The sequence below is a fragment of the Brevibacillus reuszeri genome (assembly GCF_001187725.1).
GTDB lineage: Bacteria > Bacillota > Bacilli > Brevibacillales > Brevibacillaceae > Brevibacillus > Brevibacillus reuszeri.
In genome coordinates this window covers 165,991-182,029 of sequence record NZ_LGIQ01000007.1, presented here as the reverse complement: position 1 = coordinate 182,029, position 16,039 = coordinate 165,991, and the positions used below count along the sequence as shown (strand labels likewise).

14 protein-coding genes and 1 pseudogene are annotated in these 16,039 nt (G+C 46.4%); 6 read left to right on the top strand and 9 right to left on the bottom strand.

Annotated elements, in window-relative coordinates:
• The first annotated feature begins 87 nt into the window (after window positions 1–87).
• Complete coding sequence (locus tag ADS79_RS10560; RefSeq protein WP_049738380.1) at window positions 88–1,596, top strand: MFS transporter; 1,509 nt, start codon at window positions 88–90, stop codon at window positions 1,594–1,596.
• A 253-nt stretch (window positions 1,597–1,849) separates the two neighbouring features.
• Here the strand turns inward: ADS79_RS10560 and ADS79_RS10555 are convergent, their stop codons facing one another.
• Both ADS79_RS10555 and ADS79_RS10550 read right to left on the bottom strand, forming a co-directional pair.
• Window positions 1,850–2,842: a zinc-dependent alcohol dehydrogenase family protein gene (locus tag ADS79_RS10555; protein ID WP_141261024.1), complete on the bottom strand. Its 993-nt coding sequence runs from the start codon at window positions 2,840–2,842 to the stop codon at window positions 1,850–1,852.
• Window positions 2,843–2,953: 111 nt separating this feature from the next.
• Window positions 2,954–3,187 (bottom strand): hypothetical protein, encoded by a 234-nt coding sequence (locus tag ADS79_RS10550; RefSeq protein WP_049738378.1) that lies wholly within the window; start codon window positions 3,185–3,187, stop codon window positions 2,954–2,956.
• 365 nt (window positions 3,188–3,552) lie between these two features.
• Between ADS79_RS10550 and ADS79_RS36075 the strand changes: the two are divergent.
• A pseudogene (locus tag ADS79_RS36075) lies at window positions 3,553–3,833 on the top strand (transposase); the annotation flags it as partial.
• A 150-nt stretch (window positions 3,834–3,983) separates the two neighbouring features.
• Here ADS79_RS36075 and ADS79_RS10545 read toward each other — a convergent pair.
• The 5 genes from ADS79_RS10545 to ADS79_RS10525 form a co-directional block, all read right to left on the bottom strand.
• Window positions 3,984–4,547: a GNAT family N-acetyltransferase gene (locus ADS79_RS10545; RefSeq protein WP_049738377.1), complete on the bottom strand. Its 564-nt coding sequence runs from the start codon at window positions 4,545–4,547 to the stop codon at window positions 3,984–3,986.
• Between the two features lie 255 nt (window positions 4,548–4,802).
• On the bottom strand, window positions 4,803–5,549 hold the full coding sequence (locus ADS79_RS10540) for a hypothetical protein (RefSeq protein WP_236699947.1): 747 nt from the start codon (window positions 5,547–5,549) through the stop codon (window positions 4,803–4,805).
• A 370-nt stretch (window positions 5,550–5,919) separates the two neighbouring features.
• Window positions 5,920–8,043 (bottom strand): beta strand repeat-containing protein, encoded by a 2,124-nt coding sequence (locus tag ADS79_RS10535; RefSeq protein ID WP_152969577.1) that lies wholly within the window; start codon window positions 8,041–8,043, stop codon window positions 5,920–5,922.
• 172 nt (window positions 8,044–8,215) lie between these two features.
• Entirely contained in the window at window positions 8,216–8,641 is a 426-nt protein-coding gene (locus tag ADS79_RS10530) for a DUF2935 domain-containing protein (RefSeq protein WP_049738375.1), read from the bottom strand.
• 476 nt (window positions 8,642–9,117) lie between these two features.
• Complete coding sequence (locus ADS79_RS10525) at window positions 9,118–10,368, bottom strand: aminopeptidase P family protein (RefSeq protein ID WP_409362440.1); 1,251 nt, start codon at window positions 10,366–10,368, stop codon at window positions 9,118–9,120.
• A 572-nt stretch (window positions 10,369–10,940) separates the two neighbouring features.
• Here ADS79_RS10525 and ADS79_RS10520 point away from each other — a divergent pair.
• The gene (locus tag ADS79_RS10520) at window positions 10,941–11,213 is read left to right on the top strand and encodes a hypothetical protein (RefSeq protein WP_049738373.1); all 273 of its coding nucleotides are present in this window, start codon (window positions 10,941–10,943) and stop codon (window positions 11,211–11,213) included.
• 162 nt (window positions 11,214–11,375) lie between these two features.
• On the opposite strand, the gene ADS79_RS10515 is transcribed toward ADS79_RS10520, so the two are convergent.
• Complete coding sequence (locus ADS79_RS10515) at window positions 11,376–12,845, bottom strand: protein adenylyltransferase SelO (RefSeq protein ID WP_049738372.1); 1,470 nt, start codon at window positions 12,843–12,845, stop codon at window positions 11,376–11,378.
• A gap of 262 nt (window positions 12,846–13,107) precedes the next feature.
• Between ADS79_RS10515 and ADS79_RS10510 the strand changes: the two genes are divergently transcribed.
• Window positions 13,108–13,548, top strand: a complete 441-nt coding sequence (locus ADS79_RS10510; RefSeq protein WP_049738371.1) for a hypothetical protein — start codon at window positions 13,108–13,110, stop codon at window positions 13,546–13,548.
• Between the two features lie 24 nt (window positions 13,549–13,572).
• Here the strand turns inward: ADS79_RS10510 and ADS79_RS10505 are convergent, their stop codons facing one another.
• Window positions 13,573–14,232, bottom strand: coding sequence for a helix-turn-helix transcriptional regulator (locus tag ADS79_RS10505; RefSeq protein WP_049738370.1), 660 nt, complete (start codon window positions 14,230–14,232; stop codon window positions 13,573–13,575).
• A gap of 278 nt (window positions 14,233–14,510) precedes the next feature.
• On the opposite strand from ADS79_RS10505, the gene murB reads away from it, so the two are divergent.
• Both murB and ADS79_RS10495 read left to right on the top strand, forming a co-directional pair.
• Window positions 14,511–15,413 carry a UDP-N-acetylmuramate dehydrogenase gene (murB, locus tag ADS79_RS10500; protein ID WP_049738369.1) on the top strand — a complete coding sequence of 301 codons (903 nt, stop codon included), beginning with the start codon at window positions 14,511–14,513 and terminating at the stop codon, window positions 15,411–15,413.
• A 27-nt stretch (window positions 15,414–15,440) separates the two neighbouring features.
• Window positions 15,441–15,800 (top strand): HesB/IscA family protein, encoded by a 360-nt coding sequence (locus tag ADS79_RS10495; protein WP_049738368.1) that lies wholly within the window; start codon window positions 15,441–15,443, stop codon window positions 15,798–15,800.
• Window positions 15,801–16,039 lie beyond the last annotated feature (239 nt).

Genomic DNA, 16,039 nt, shown 5'->3' with positions numbered 1-16,039 from the left:
CTTTACAGGTTCATAGGCCCATGATATCATCTAACACTGTAAGGCTCAACCTAACACCGTTAGACTATCTTGACGGGGGGATTGCACATGAAACAGACCAACAAGATGTTTGTCTTTATCGCCCTCATGATCGGCATGATCTTTTCGGGGCTCGATGAAACTGTGATTTCGACGGCGATGCCCACCATTATCCGGGATCTGCACGACATGACGCTGTACGGCTGGGTAGCCGGCATTTACATGCTGACGATGGCCGCCTGCATGCCCATCATGGGCAAGCTGTCCGACATCTTCGGACGCAAACGACTTTATCTGATCAGTATCACTCTCTTTATTCTCGGCTCCCTCGTGAGCGGCTCTGCTCCCACGATGGAACTCTTGCTTCTAGGCCGCGGTATCCAAGGGGTCGGTGCAGGCGGTCTGATGCCACTGGCCATGGTCATTTTCGGAGAAACCTTTACGTTGGAGCAGCGCGTCAAGCTGCAAGGACTGTTCGGCATCATGATGATTCTGCCCCAGCTGGTTGGTCCAATGATCGGCGGCTATGTGGTGGATCATATTAGCTGGCACTGGGTGTTCCTGATCAATCTTCCCGTTAGCTCGCTGGCTGCCCTTCTGATGATTATTGGACTGCATGAAGAAAAACTCCGTGAATCGCGCTCAGTGGATTACGCCGGAGCCCTCACTCTGATGGGAGCCATCCTGTCCTTGCTCCTTACTCCCGTATTAATCGAGAATAATGGCCTGACCTGGACCTCTCCGCTGGTGCTGACGTTGCTCGGTGCTTCCGGTGTCCTGCTTGTTCTGTTTCTACTCGTCGAACGCCGTGCCGCGGATCCCATCATTCCCCTTCGCATTTTGCGAAACCGCAACATCGTCGTCATGGCCCTCCTGATGTTCACGGTGATGTGCGGTATGATGGGGACTGCGTCCTCCTTTCCGTATTACGCTCAGATCGCCATGGGCTTCTCGGCAACGGTATCCGGCTACTTTACGCTGATGTTAATGGCAGGCTCCCTCCCGTTCAGACTAGCATGTAGCTACCTAATTTCCCGCATGCCCTATCGTACATTGTTCAGCGTTTCGTTTCTATTCCCAGTTGCGGGATTACTGATGGCCCTCAGGATCCATCCAGACCAAAGCTTCTTCTATCCTGCCCTCTGCTTCTTCATTTTTGGTATTGGCAACGGAACCCTGATGGCCGGGGATACCCTGCTCATTCAGGAATCCGCAGAAGAAGCGGATCGAGGCGTCGCGCAGTCCACTGTGCAGCTGTTTCAAAGCATCGGCGCCAGCATTGGCATGAGCGCCTTCGGAAGTCTGCTGGCCGGGCGGCTGAATAGCGGCTTGACCGCCCTGAAGGACGTTCTTCCCGGAGGCAACGCAGATTTCAATGTGAACGATCTAAATCTGCCGGGCTTGGCGCCTGAGATTAGGGAAAAGGTGACGGGAGTCCTGACAAACGCCTTCCATCATCAGTTCGGTCTCGCTCTTGCCTTCGCTATAGCCGCCGTCGTCATCTGCTTCTTCTTAGGCAAGGGCGTGCTTGTTTCAAAAGCTCCAGCCGCTCGAAATGATGACTCAGCTGTTATGTAGATGGAGAATCATCGAAACGAAGAAGAACATAGTCATTTTGCGTCGTACGGAAGTGTTCCCTCTGGCGCTCCTCTCTGAGAGGGGTGGACTTCTTTGGAGTTGCCCCGAACGCGTTTTTTACGGCTTAGATATGGTACTGTTCAGTGTTGGTGAGGAAAGACAATTCATTCGGAGATGTATTGACGGAAATAGAAAAAAGGGGCGGAGAACCCCTCTTTTTTTGTTGCCTAAAGACCACCTTTCACCTTCACATTTATCTGCTTGTCAAAAAGACTTTCCCTTTGGTTTTTTTAGCACCTTCGACAGCATCAATAGCTTTCTCTACGTCTAACAAGTCAAAGATTGAATCGACCATCATCAAACTCAATCTTTTATCTCTTAGCAACGTTATCAAAGTACGAAATGTTTCTTGCCATTTATCCGTCGATACTTGTGCATTCCAATTCCGTAAATGAAACATAGTAGCATTTACTTTTGCCTTATTTATAATTTCTGTCCAGTTAACTTGTATTCCTGATAAAAGTCCAATGGTTAAAAATTTCCCATTTGGGTGTACACAAAAAGCTAAATTGGTTCCAGATAAACCTCCAACAGAATCAATAGCAGCATCAGCACCAATTCCATTCGTTAATTCCATAACGGTTTCATGTAGTGGGTCTTTAGATGTATCGATTACATACCAGGCACCCAGATTAAGTAAATCCTCTGTGTATTGGTTATTTCTAGTAACCGCAATCAATCGAAAGCCAATAATTCTCGATAACTGAGCTAAAATATGCCCAATAGAAGAACCACACGCATTGACCAATAAAACATCATGCGGACTTAGTTTTAAAACTTCTGTACAAATCACTAACGCCGTAATTGGATTTATATACATCTGCGAAGCTGTGTAATCATCAATAAAATCAGGTATAGGAACTGCAAATTGAGCAGATGTCCTAACAAATTCTTGCCATGTACCTTCCCCACGCAAAGGCAAAACTCGTTTACCAATCAGATTTGGAGGAACTAGACGTCCTACATCTTCTACAATACCTACCCCTTCATAACCGGGGATATTGGGTAAAGAAATACGATGAGAATAAGAACCTCTTATTGGTATTAAGTCGGAAGGGTTTATTGGGCGTGCTAGCATTCGAACAAGTACTTCATTATCTTTCGGTGGTTCTATTTTTGTATATTCAATCTTTAATACGTCTTTAGGGCTACCAAACTCATAGAATTTAACAATTTTTGATTTCAAATCCATAAGTCTCCTTCATTTAAATCCCTATTGGATATGATTATAACATCATCTACTAATTCAACTCATGTACATGTTGTTCCACTCGTCAAATTGAATACTCATGCCTTTTTACCAATTGATGCCTACAAATCCACCTTTTCCTTCATTTTCTTGAAAAACCAAAATTGACTTACTTAATTCTTTATTCATTAAAACTACAGGAACTAAGTCACCCTTTTTCCTCACACTGATAAAAGACTCCAGCAAAGTATCATTAAATGAGGTTGCTTCTTCATCCCCCATTTTTTGTGTAATCTTATTGGTCTCAAAGTAATTGAATTGTAAATAATCTGTGGTAGACACCTTAAGTCGGTCTATTCCTATGGACCATGAACGCTTAATATCATCATCGAAGTCAAAAGTAGACTGATCATTATTTCTTTGCTGGTTTACAGTGTAAGTTCTCGTTTCAACAGGTATGTATGGCTTCGTTTGAGAAGAAGCAACCGGACTATTAATCGAATAAATAAGAGACATAGCAGTTGGAAATAAAATGACAATACATAGAATTTGAAAGAGATATTTAAAAATATTCCATATTCAATATCCCACTCCTTTTCAACCTTTTTGCTCCATTGAACTATCGAGCCCGTCGTATTATGAGATCAGCCAGTTTTTACTGGTTGACCTCGTTCATTTAAGAATTCGTACCATTATGGCAGCCGGGGTATGCAGGAGTAGAACCAATTGTATACTCGTCAGGGAAATTCACAGCAACAGCCAATCGCATTAACAAGCGAGGATCCAAACGACCTTAGATACGCCTTGTAACTTGTGGAGCTTTGATGGGCTAAGAAGCTCCTGCAATAAAAAACTAAAGGAAGTCTACGACTAGAAGCGTGAAGAAGGAAAACCGTACAGAGTGGCAGTTATAGCCTGTGTAAACAAACTTCTTCATTGGATCTATGCCGTATTAAGAAGTAAACGGTCTTTTCTTGATTTAGCTTAACTCCCAAAAAAGATCAACAAAAGAAAATCCTTCCACTAAGTTTCCGGAAGGATATTTGTCATGCGCATCTTTAGTAAATCATCGAGTTTTAAAGAATATAGAGATAATTATTGACAAGATATTAGCTGGTTTTAGTTCAGCCGTTCAGAGTCACCGCACAAAAAAAGCCTCGAGGCGGTTTTTAACTTCATGCCAATCCTCATCAATAATACTGAAAAAGACATGATCTAATCCATTATATTTCTTTCTTAAAATCCCTTCCCTTTTTGCCCCCAACCGTTCAATAGCTTTTTGAGAGCGGTTATTATTTGTGGTCGTTATTATTTCAACGCGAACAGCATTCCATTGTTCAAATGCATACTTTAATAATAGGTATTTACATTCCGTGTTTACAGCCGTTCTCCAAACCTCGGGGGAATACCACGTCCACCCGATATTAAGACTTTTGTCATTTGATGAGATTCGTAAATATCTCGTCATTCCAACTATTTTGCCAAGTTGTTTATCGAATACAGAAAATGGGAACTCTTCTCCACGTTGCCTGCCTAAAATTGCCGTAGAGATGAACTGTTGCATATCTTCTATTGTATGAATCTTTTTGGGGAGGTACTCCCAAATGCGGTCGTCCCTTGAGCATTGAAACAACGAGTTTGCATGTTGTAGTTCAAGTGGGACTAACGATATTCTATTGCCTTTCAGTTCAGTAAATGTCATGGTTATTTCCCTTCCTCTGCGGCTACTTTTGTTCCATTAATAATTCTTTGGCTGTTTAGAAAAACCTTCACATTCGCTCCGCTAAACTTCCCTATAGCTGAACAGGCTGCCGATCATGCAGGCAGCCTTGCGTTTTTGTGCTATCGTTCTCCTTTTAGTTAAACGACAAAATGGGCTTATCGAACCGTACTTTAAAATTGGCGTATTCTTCAGCCGTATTAAATGGGATCTGCTTTCCTAAGACGCCCTCTCCTTCTAGTCGATGACAGAAAAAATATGAAGCGGTCGATTCGGCGGCATATCGACCTCAAGGGGAATGTTCAGCTTCCATGCGGCTATATGCAAATTTTGCAGCAGCGTGAACCACTCCTCGTCCGAGCATGCATAATTTTTCGTTTTGGTGGTAAAGTTCCTGCCATCATGCTGTTGGAATATGATCTTTCTACATCCATTGTTTTCCAGGCTCGCATTGCAATCTACGACGATTTTCCTGATTTGATCTGCGGGCAATTGATTTTTTTCAGAAAAAATAATCCGATTATGCTCATAATCTACGACGATCCGCCGGGTCTTTATCGTGCTGTAAGTAAGTGTTATTCGAGTCGCGGGGGATATGGACGAATCTGTACTTGCTTGCAACTGCGCCGTTGCTTCAAGCGCCTCCAATCTCCGATTATTCAGCCGTTCATTTATTTGCAACAACCGATTCTCCACTTTATAATGGCCCTCAATATATCTAATCGGCAGTTTGATGACTTGCTCGGGCGTATATAGAATGTATTCTTGCAACCAGAAAAAACGGAAGCGTGCGATTCTGAATTTTTGCTCGACGCCGATCAGTTCATCGAACGCCACATCGTAGAGGCTGCCCCATTTCGAGAATTGAATCCGATCATGCGACATTACAATGGAATACGGTGGCCGCAAGTAGCCGGATAGCGCTGTTCCGCTCATGAACAAAAAAATGCCCAGGAACACAGCTGAAGCATTGATCGCCAGCATTTTCAGATCCCCCGACAGAAAGGACAACCATCCCATGAAGGGGAATTTGATCGAAAGGATCAGAGCCGAAAATATTCCAATTAAAAGAAGTGACACAAAAAGCGATGCCATTGCAGCAAATCCAAGAGATTTAAACAACGATTCCCGCCTCAGTGTTTCAGTCGGCGGTTGGCTCTCTTGCTCCCATTGCTTCCGTTTACGCTTATATTTCGTATTTATTTGTTTATTCATAGTTATAGTATGAAACCATAATTCGAACCTTTACTGCTGTTACTAAAATAAGTTGGTATTATTTCTTCATTTCTAATCGATTAAAAATTGAAGACGAACTAAAAAAGCGACCAATTCGGTGAATTAGCCGCTTTTACTTCTAAGACGTTAACAATGCCCCTGTAAAAGTAATTGCTCCGATTGCATTGGCTGTGCCAACTAGCGTCAATGCAACTAATGAATACGTAACATTTCCTGTCCCGGGAGTTAGATCTACATGATCAACACTCGTTGTACCAAATGTGTTATTACCAGCTGCATGCTGGTTGATGCTAAAAATCGTTGTAGTATCACGCAGGATTTGTAATTGAATAGCTGTCGTACCCGCAGTCGACTCCCATCCTACAATACCTGTTAACCAAACAATTTCTCCAGCAGCCACTCCAGAAACTGTGATCGTTTTTAGTGTTGTTGCTACAGTGGTAAGGGAAATGGCTGAACTTCCAGTTGTATTTGGGGAATTCTCGGATACCTGAAACTGTTGGATAGCCCCTCTTGGACCCGTGGCCCCCGTTAATCCGGTTATTCCCGTTGCGCCAGTTGCTCCCGTGGCTCCGGTTGCACCCGTCACACCAGTTGACCCCGTTACTCCGGTGGCTCCCGTTACACCAGTTGCTCCCGTAATACCAGTTGTCCCCGCGGTTCCGGTTGCTCCTGTCATACCAGTTGTCCCCGCGGCTCCGGTGGCTCCCGTTATACCAGTTGATCCCGCGGCTCCGGTTGCTCCCGTTATACCAGTTGATCCCGCGGCTCCGGTTGCTCCCGTTACACCAGTTAACCCCGTTGCGCCGGTTACTCCTGTAACACCAGTTGATCCCGTAGTTCCGGTTGTTCCCGTTACACCAGTTGACCCCGTTGCACCAGTGGCTCCAGTTACTCCGGTGGCTCCCGTTACACCAGTTGTTCCCGTAGTTCCGGTGGCTCCCGTTACACCAGTTAACCCCGTTGCGCCGGTTACTCCTGTAACACCCGTTGACCCCGTAGTTCCGGTTGATCCCGTTACCCCGGTGGCTCCCGTCTCACCAGTTGATCCCGTGACTCCGGTTGCACCCGTCTCACCAGTTGATCCCGTTACTCCGGTTGCTCCTGTTACTCCAGTTGACCCCGTTGCTCCTGTTGATCCCGTTACACCAGTTGACCCCGTTGCTCCTGTTGACCCCGTTACTCCGGTTGCTCCTGTCTCGCCAGCTAACCCCGTTACTCCGGTTGCTCCCGTTACACCAGGTGATCCCGTCTCACCAGTTAACCCCGTTGCTCCGGTTGCTCCCGTGATACCTATTGATCCGGTGACTCCTGCTGCTCCCGTGACTCCGGTTGCACCCGTCATACCAGTTGCTCCCGTTACTCCGGTTGCTCCCGTCTCACCAGTTGCTCCCGTCTCACCAGTTGACCCCGTAGTTCCGGTTGATCCCGTTACACCAGTTGACCCCGTTGCTCCAGTTGATCCCGTAGCTCCGGTTGCTCCCGTCTCACCAGTTGATCCCGCGGCTCCGGTTTCTCCGGTTGGTCCCGTTACACCAGTTAACCCCGTTGCTCCTGTTGATCCCGAGATTCCGGTTGCTCCCATCTCACCCGTTAACCCCGTGGCTCCGGTTACTCCTGTTACTCCAGTTGACCCCGTAGCTCCGGTTGATCCCGTTACCCCAGTGGCTCCCGTTTCACCAGTTGATCCCGTGACTCCGGTTGCACCCGTCTCACCAGTTGATCCCGTTACACCAGTTGACCCCATTGCTCCTGTTGACCCCGTTACACCAGTTGACCCCGTTACTCCGGTTGCTCCTGTCTCGCCAGCTAACCCCGTTACTCCGGTTGCTCCCGTTACACCAGGTGATCCCGTCTCACCAGTTAACCCCGTTGCTCCGGTTGCTCCCGTGATTCCTATTGATCCGGTGACTCCTGCTGCTCCCGTGACTCCTGCTGCTCCCGTGACTCCGGTTGCACCCGTCATACCAGTTGCTCCCGTTACTCCGGTTGCTCCCGTCTCACCAGTTGACCCCGTAGTTCCGGTTTCTCCGGTAGCACCGGTCTCTCCTCCTGGTGCTCCAGTTACTCCAGTTACTCCAGTTACTCCAGTTACTCCAGTTACTCCAGTCGCACCGGTCGCTCCAGTTGCTCCTGTTGCTCCTGTTGCCGGTGGGTCTGGGGGATCCGGTGGGTCTGGGGGGTCTGGGAGTGGTCCAGGATAGATTAGTGGACAACCAGGTGGAGGTATAATACTCCTCATTGGCCGTGACTTGCCATTCTCACTATTTTGGTGTTTTCCTATTTCTTATTCCCCTCCTTCCTCAAAGCTTTTAACTTTTAACGCTGTGAAAGTATTAAATCAGGAAGATGTTAAGAGATAGCTGTTCTTCCTGTACATTTCACGAAAAAGTCCTCTACCAATCTCTCGAAGGCTACTGCTCGTACAGCAGCGCTTGGGCAATCCCGATAAAATACTCCGATTCGCGGCGAATGTGGTTCAAAACCGTGATGGCCGTTGGATTATGCTTTAATGCTTCGCTCTCGGTACCCAACTGATCCAGCAACAAAATAAATTGTTGGCTTTCTTGTAAGGCAAACTTCACAAGATCCAGCACGTCCTTGTAAAACTCCGGCCGAAGATACTGTCCACCTCGTACAGCCGTTTCGATTTTTTGGACGAACTTGGCTTGAGTGCGCGACAAAGCCTGTTCCCAAGCTTGCAGAGCCTGAACAAATTGGGGCTCCAGATTGGGTACAAGCGCCCGTATTACCTCCGTATGTTCTGCCTCCTGAAGCTTCCAAAACTCGCCCTCATCCAAAATCCGCAGTGGCATTTGTTCTCCGTAATAATATCGCATCCCGATTCCCCTTCTGCGAAATTCGATTTTCACTGTAGCCTATGCACGTATGCCCAGAAGGTTAATGAATTCCCTCTAATAACTGCAAAGCCCACGGAAAATACTTTCGGAATAATCGAAATTAAGATAGCGTGAATATCACAGAATAGACGGCCTTTATTTAGAAATAATTTACAGCCTCATTTATTAGAGAGTCAGACACACCCTACCAATAAAACAGCGGTAGCCATGGACCAGAAAATAAAGTCCTAGACTCCCGCTGTTTTTTTGAACCAACGTTCCCCGTTCGTTTTATCGTAGACTTCATGCAAATTTTAGAAGTGATACTTTTTAAGACGAAGCTACATCCGAATCCCATTCCATACCCGCAACTGTACAGATTCTTAGAATTGCTAGAATCACCTTATATTGAAAACTAAGAGAGTTCGGAATCATAGCTGGTAACCGTCATGGATGAATCCATTCTCTCGAAAGCGTTATTCTTTTTTCCCGATCAGCAATTCTACTTCTTCGATGTTCTTCGGGATTTGCGATGAGAGCACCTCACAGCCATCTGCTGTTACTAGCACATCATCTTCGATCCGAATGCCAATTGCTTCTTCCTCGATGTACAGTCCAGGTTCAATCGTGATTACCATACCAGGTTGCATGGCAGCAGTATAGTCCGAGACATCGTGCGTATCCAGTCCAAGGTGATGAGAAACGGAATGATAGTAGTATTTGGACAGCTCACTGCTTTCTTGGATGAGACCCAGACGGAGCAGGCCATCTGTCAGGACTTGCTTCGTGACCTCATTTAGTTCTTGAAGAGTGACACCAGGCTTCACTGCTTCAATGGTTTTGATTTCTGCTTCGAGCACGAGCTGATAGATTTCTTTCTGACGTTCTGTAAAGCGACCATTCACAGGAAATGTACGCGAAATATCTGCCGCATAGTAGTTCGATGCTGCACCGAGGTCGAGGAGGACCAAGTCACCGTTTTCCGCACGCTGATTATTCTCTTCATAGTGCAAAACAGTAGCATTGATACCGCTAGCAATAATCGGTAAATAAGGAAGCTCGCGAACACCATGCGACTTTAACGTGAAATCATAATAGGCCTCCAGCTCGTATTCCATCATTCCAGGATGTGCATGTGACCACATGCGCCGGATTGCTTCATCCGTGATCGCAATCGCATGTCTGATTTCTTCAATCTCTGCCGGACTCTTCACCATACGCAGTTCTTTCAGCATTGGGCCCGCATCATGAATTTGCAGGGTTCGATATCTCTTTTGCGCGTCTTGGGCAAAAGCCTCTGCAGGAGTCAGCTCATCACTCCACTGATAACGATTCAAGTCAAGATGGAGCATGCCCTTCCCTTCACAGCGCCTCATAAAGGTTCCAAATGCTTGGTGCCACTCATCGAGATAGTCGAAGTGTTCGATACCAGACTGTTCTCTAGCCTCTTGATTTGATAAGACAGCTCCTGTCCATTTCGCTTCCAGTTCATTTGGCCGCTGCAGAAATAACGTTTCCGTCACGATGCCAGCTCGTTTTGTGATCATGAGAATGAGGTTACTGCGCGCAATGCCGGTTAGATAATAGAAGTTGCGGTTCGGTGAAAATGGATATTTATCGTCATTGCTGCGTGTCTTCACAACCCCCGAAAATAGCACAAGTACACTGTGATCTGGCATTTTTTCCGTGAGTTTTTGACGGCGATTGATGAACTCTTTAGAATCCATGGTTATTGTCATTTGATTTCTCCCCTTTGTTCGTGAGTTTTTTCAAGGCCTTATGCAGGATGTGAAAGGCGCTCTTGATCGCTTCTTGCAGAACGCACGCATACTGATCGACGATTTCACGCTGAAAAACCAATCAATCTCAGGATAACACCTATGAAATCCGGGGAAAGACCCGTCATTTATACTGCCTCTTTTTATTTTAGGATATTTCCATTATTTTAGAAACGACTTTCGCAATCACCCTTTCCAAGCAGTCACTTTCATAAAGTAGCTCCTTGTTTATTATCTGTTGATTGTCTTTTGATACGATGAACAAGCCCATTGTAAATTTCTTATGGAAGGAGAACCTTTTTATTTGTTGATAGCACGCCGTGTGCGATGAAAGTCGCCTGCACGGTGTAGGCTCGTTATAAATCCCTTGAGAGATTTAGGGATAAGACGAGAATAGCGTTAGTCTGATCGATGTAGCTACAAATGGTCTTATTGTTGCAGAAGATCCAGGTGCTGGAGATTGGCTCTTCGTACGGACTGGTCAACTTTGGGTTGAGACAGGTGTCTCTGTTGGAGATACGGTGCTTGTAACTGCTGGGGGCGAAACAGTAGGCTCCGTTTTAAATAATCATTTTATTACACTTTTAACTGGGGACTATGGATTACAACTCCTAGATCTAACTTCTGATGACTTTTTCTTTGTGAAATCAGACGGTGTAACCCCATCTGATTATGAGAGTTTTGATAAGGCTGTTGAAGTAGGAACTGAAATACGTATCCAATTGATGGACAGTCAAGGAAGGAAGACAGCTGGCACGATTATTCATGCGGTAGATGCCGATTCTCTACGATGATTAATCGAAAGCCTGCATTGAGTTTTCACCCAGTTTGAAATCCCTTGGGAAAAATCCTAAGGGATTTTTTTTTGCACTAGTGAAGACTGCCAGCGCAATTCCCTTATCACGGAAAAAAGACTTTCTTCTGCGGAAAGTCTTTTTCTCTCACTTATAGATCTATCAAGTGCCACAATACGTTTGATAAGGACGATTCGAGCATGCTGGCAATGCGGTGTATTCCACCTGCTCCGGGGTGTATGCGTACGGATCGGCAAGCACAACAAGAAGCTGCTCCATTACACTGTAATCTCCTTTTTGCACTGCCGCTTCCAAAGCCTCTTCTACCCGATGATTTCGCGGAATGACCGCGGGATTGCTGCTGCGCATGAGCTGTAGGGAGGAGGCTTTGGATTCTTCTTGTCTACCAAGTCTTGCTTGCCACTGCTTAAGCCACTGCGTAAATTCCTCTGTGCCAGATAAACCTGTATCCTCCGGCTTTTCCAAAGTGAGTGCACGGAAAGCATTTGTAAAATCTGCGCGTTCTTTTTGCATGATCGCAAGCAAACCTTCGATCAGGGATTCATCCTCTTGCTCCTCGTTGAAGATACCAAGCTTCGCTCTCATACCTGCCAACCAGTTGTCGCGGTACAGCTCTGCGAATTTTGCCAGAGCATCCTCACCGAGCTTAAGAGCCTTTTCTTCATTCGGGTCGAGTAAAGGCAGCAAAGTTTCTGCAAAGCGTGCAAGGTTCCACACAGCAATGTACGGCTGATTGCCATACGCATAACGGCCTTGGGCATCGATCGAGCTGAAAACTGTTTCCGGATCGTAGACATCCATGAACGCACACGGACCATAATCGATGGTTTCCCCGCTAATCGCCATGTTGTCTGTATTCATGACACCGTGAATAAACCCGACCAGCTGCCATTTGGCAATCAGCGAAGCCTGCCGCTTAATGACCTCTTTCAACAGGAATAGATAACGGTTTTCCTCCGTCATTCCTTCTGGAAAATGTCTTTCCAGCGTGTAGTCAGCCAAAGCTCGCAGTTCCTGCTCTGAGCACCATGCTGCGGCATATTGGAAGGTACCAACACGGATATGACTGGCAGCCACACGTGTCAATACGGCACCTGGTTGCACTGTCTCCCGATAGATCGGCTCACCGGTGGTCACCACCGCCAGACTTCGTGTTGTCGGAATTCCAAGCCCATACATCGCTTCGCTGATGATGTATTCACGCAGCATCGGTCCAAGTGCCGCCCGTCCATCTCCTCTACGCGAATAGGGGGTTCGACCAGAGCCTTTCAGCTGAATATCAAAGCGTTCGTCAGCCGGGGTAATCTGCTCACCAAGCAGTAAAGCGCGCCCGTCTCCAAGCATCGTAAAATGCCCGAATTGATGACCTGCATAAGCTTGTGCAAGTGGAAAAGCTCCTTCTGGTGTCTCATTTCCCGCAAACACTTCTGCAGCATATTCCAGCCCTTGGCTATTTAGCCCCAAGCTGGTTGCCAACGGTTTATTTAGGATGACGATCTCTGGTGAGCCTTGGGGATTTAGGTTGATCTTGGTAAAAAGAGAGGTCGGCAAACGTGAATAACTATTGTCAAAGTTCCATCCTGGCTCTATTCTCGTTTGATTATCCGTCATGGCAACTCCTCGTTTATGTATTTTTCTTTCTTTGCTTACGGTACCAATGTAAGGAGTCCGTATTAGTGTTTGCTTCTTCTCTTTTATTATAAGCCTTTTCCCATCAGTCGTCCCACGGTTCTCACTTTTGAGAGCACATCCCTTTATTGTTTTTCGTAATTCAGCGAATCCTCCCGAATAGATGATCGAATCCAGCTTCAGGAAACAAACTCTGCTTATTCCCGTCTCAATATACGAACACCAGTCAAAGGAGGCTTTCCCTTTGAAAAATTGGGTCATGCTCGCAGTAGCAGGAGTTCTCGTAATCCTGTTGGTTTTTACTTGGCTGAAATATTCCACGCAGCCAGATGAGCTTTCCTTGCAGGATTACCTTCACACCGATTTTTCCGGAATAACCAAAATTGCGTTACGGTATAGTGACGATAATCAAGTGACAATTGAAGACTCCGCCACCATTTACGGCATTGTTTCAACATTAAAAGAGCTGCGACTGCAACAATCATCTACGCCTGCACCGGTCGGCTTCTTGTACTATATGGATCTCTACGATGATTCCCAAGTCATGCGCTACAGTAGCACCCTCGTGGCTGATCAAGTGACATACCTATCAACCGCTCCAAAGGCCAAGGAATTGGATTCATTTATCGTAAAAATGGGTCGAGAAAAAATACCGGGGCTTTTATCGGGAATAACGGAGAAATAACTTCCTACTATATACAGAAGAAAACTACATGGCGCTGTCTGAGATGATTCTTTGTTCCCTCTCACGGATCAGGTAGACGCAACGTCCCGCTCCTTTCGCCACACACTCTGGCCGCTCCACCGCTGCCTCCAGAAGGGCTTGATAGGAGCTAAGCTCTCTTTCGCAAATCGCTTCATAGCGATTAGCAATTTTAAAATAAGGGCAGTTATGCTGAATCATCGCAAAGGCGCCCTCGTCTTGCTGTTCCCACTTAGTCATAAAACCATGGACATCCTGTATACCTGCGAGCTCTTCCACTCTCTCGGCAAGATTTTTGCCTCGCATTCTGTCCGCGTATTTCTCAATAAATCGGGCTTGCTGTCTTTTGAAAAAAGCGTCAAGCCTGTCTTCCCCTTCTTCTACTGCCATATGATCAAGCAACTCTACAGCTAATTGCCCATAATCACTCGGAAACTGCTCCTGCCCAAGCGGAGTCAAGGAATAGTAATGCATCGGTCTGCCGAGCTGATGACGTCCAAGCGTATATTGAACGAATCCATCCTTTTCCAAATGAATCATCTGTCTGCTTACTGCTACTTTCGTTAATCCCAGCCTGTTTTGAATTTCTTTTGTGCCCATCTGCCCGTTTGTTTTCAGCAATAAAAGAATATAGTCACGCGTCGATAGTCGCTTATTCATACTCATTCATCGACTGCCACAGAACCTCGACCTTTATGGCAGTCATCCCTCCCCCATGCTTATTAAGTCTGACATCCGCTTCCGGTAACCAGACCCATATTTGGGTTCGCGGAAATGTCCTTCAAGGATTCAGATACGCAAAATCTTGCCTCTCTCCTGCATAAAAACGGTGTTTGTCACAGCCAACACTTATTACTAAACTTTTTTATTGAATATGTATTATTTATTGTATTATACTGTTAATGAATTGTCGAGGAATCATTTTCCTGAAGGCAGGTGTGTTTATGTCGTTTGAGCTATCCTTTCGCGAGCTTGAAACGCAAATCATGCGCAATGAACCTTTGGCCCGTCACACAACCTGGAAAATCGGTGGCCCGGCGGATTATGTGATAACCCCTAAAACAAAATCGGGGTTGATCGAAGTCATTCAGACATTGACTGACCTGCGTATTCCCTGGATGGTGCTCGGAAAAGGCTCCAATCTTTTGGTCACGGATAAAGGCTATCGAGGTGCCATCATTAAATTGCACGAGGCATTGGATTATGCTCATTTCGAAGGGAACATCATTCGGGCAGGGGCGGCTTTTTCCCTGATCAAGCTGGCTGTACTCGCCGGCAAGCACGGACTTAGCGGTTTCGAGTTTGCAGGCGGAATACCAGGGACGGTTGGTGGCGCTGTCTATATGAATGCCGGGGCGAACGGGTCCGACATCTCCCGTATTTTCCAATCGGCTGAAGTGATCCTGGACTCGGGTGAGGTGCGCACCATGTTTGCCGACGAGCTTCAATTTGCATACAGACATTCCTCTTTGCAAAAGCAGCGAACCGCCGTCATCACAGAAGCGAGCTTTCAGCTTGTCGCTCAGGACAGCGACACCATTAAGAGACGACTGACTCAGAATAAAGAAACCCGTCTAAAAACCCAGCCCTTGCCTTTCGATTGTGCGGGCAGTGTGTTTCGTAACCCACCGAATGGATACGCAGCCAAGCTGATTGAGGAAGCCGGGCTTAAGGGCAAGCGCTTTGGCGAGGCTGAGGTGTCAAGCAAGCACGCAAACTTTATCATCAACACAGGTCAAGCCAGCGCTGCTGATGTTCTTGCCCTAATCTCGCACATCCAAGAGCAGGTGAGCAGTCAGTTTCATATCCAGCTCGTCCCCGAAATTATCGTGGTGGGAGAAAAATAAATAAGAAATGACAGGAGGGCACTTCTCATGATTCAAATTACAGAAACCGCTGTAGCCAGAATGAAGATAATGCTTGCCGAGGAAGACAATTCTGATCAGCGCTTCATCCGCTTTGGCGTCAAGTATGGTGGCTGCTCCGGCTTGACCTACGGACTCGGCTTTGATCATAACGAACAGGAAGGCGATACGACTATCGAGGCAAATGGCGTAAAACTGGTGGTCGATGCAGAAAGCTATCCCTATCTCGATGGTGTTGAAATTGACTTCATCGAAACAGGAATGATGGGTGGCTTTACGATTCAAAATCCGAACGCCAGAGTGACCTGTGGATGTGGCAGCAGCTTCCGCACAGCGTTGGACCGTGGCAAAAAGGAAAAATGTGATTAAAAAAGTATCTTCTACATCCGCTCCTTCCCGTTCTCTTTTTACTTCTCAAGAGGGCTTCGAATGGCAGCTGATTTAGAAGATACATTCATTTTCTTTGCTTTCTCCGGTCATGCCATGGGGTCAGTTACGCCCCAAACGTTCTTTGAACAAAGGCAGAAATTTCAGCGATAAATTTTTGCGGTTCATCGATGAACAAATAGTGGTAGCTTTCTTCAAAAACAACCAGTTCGCTATTTGGA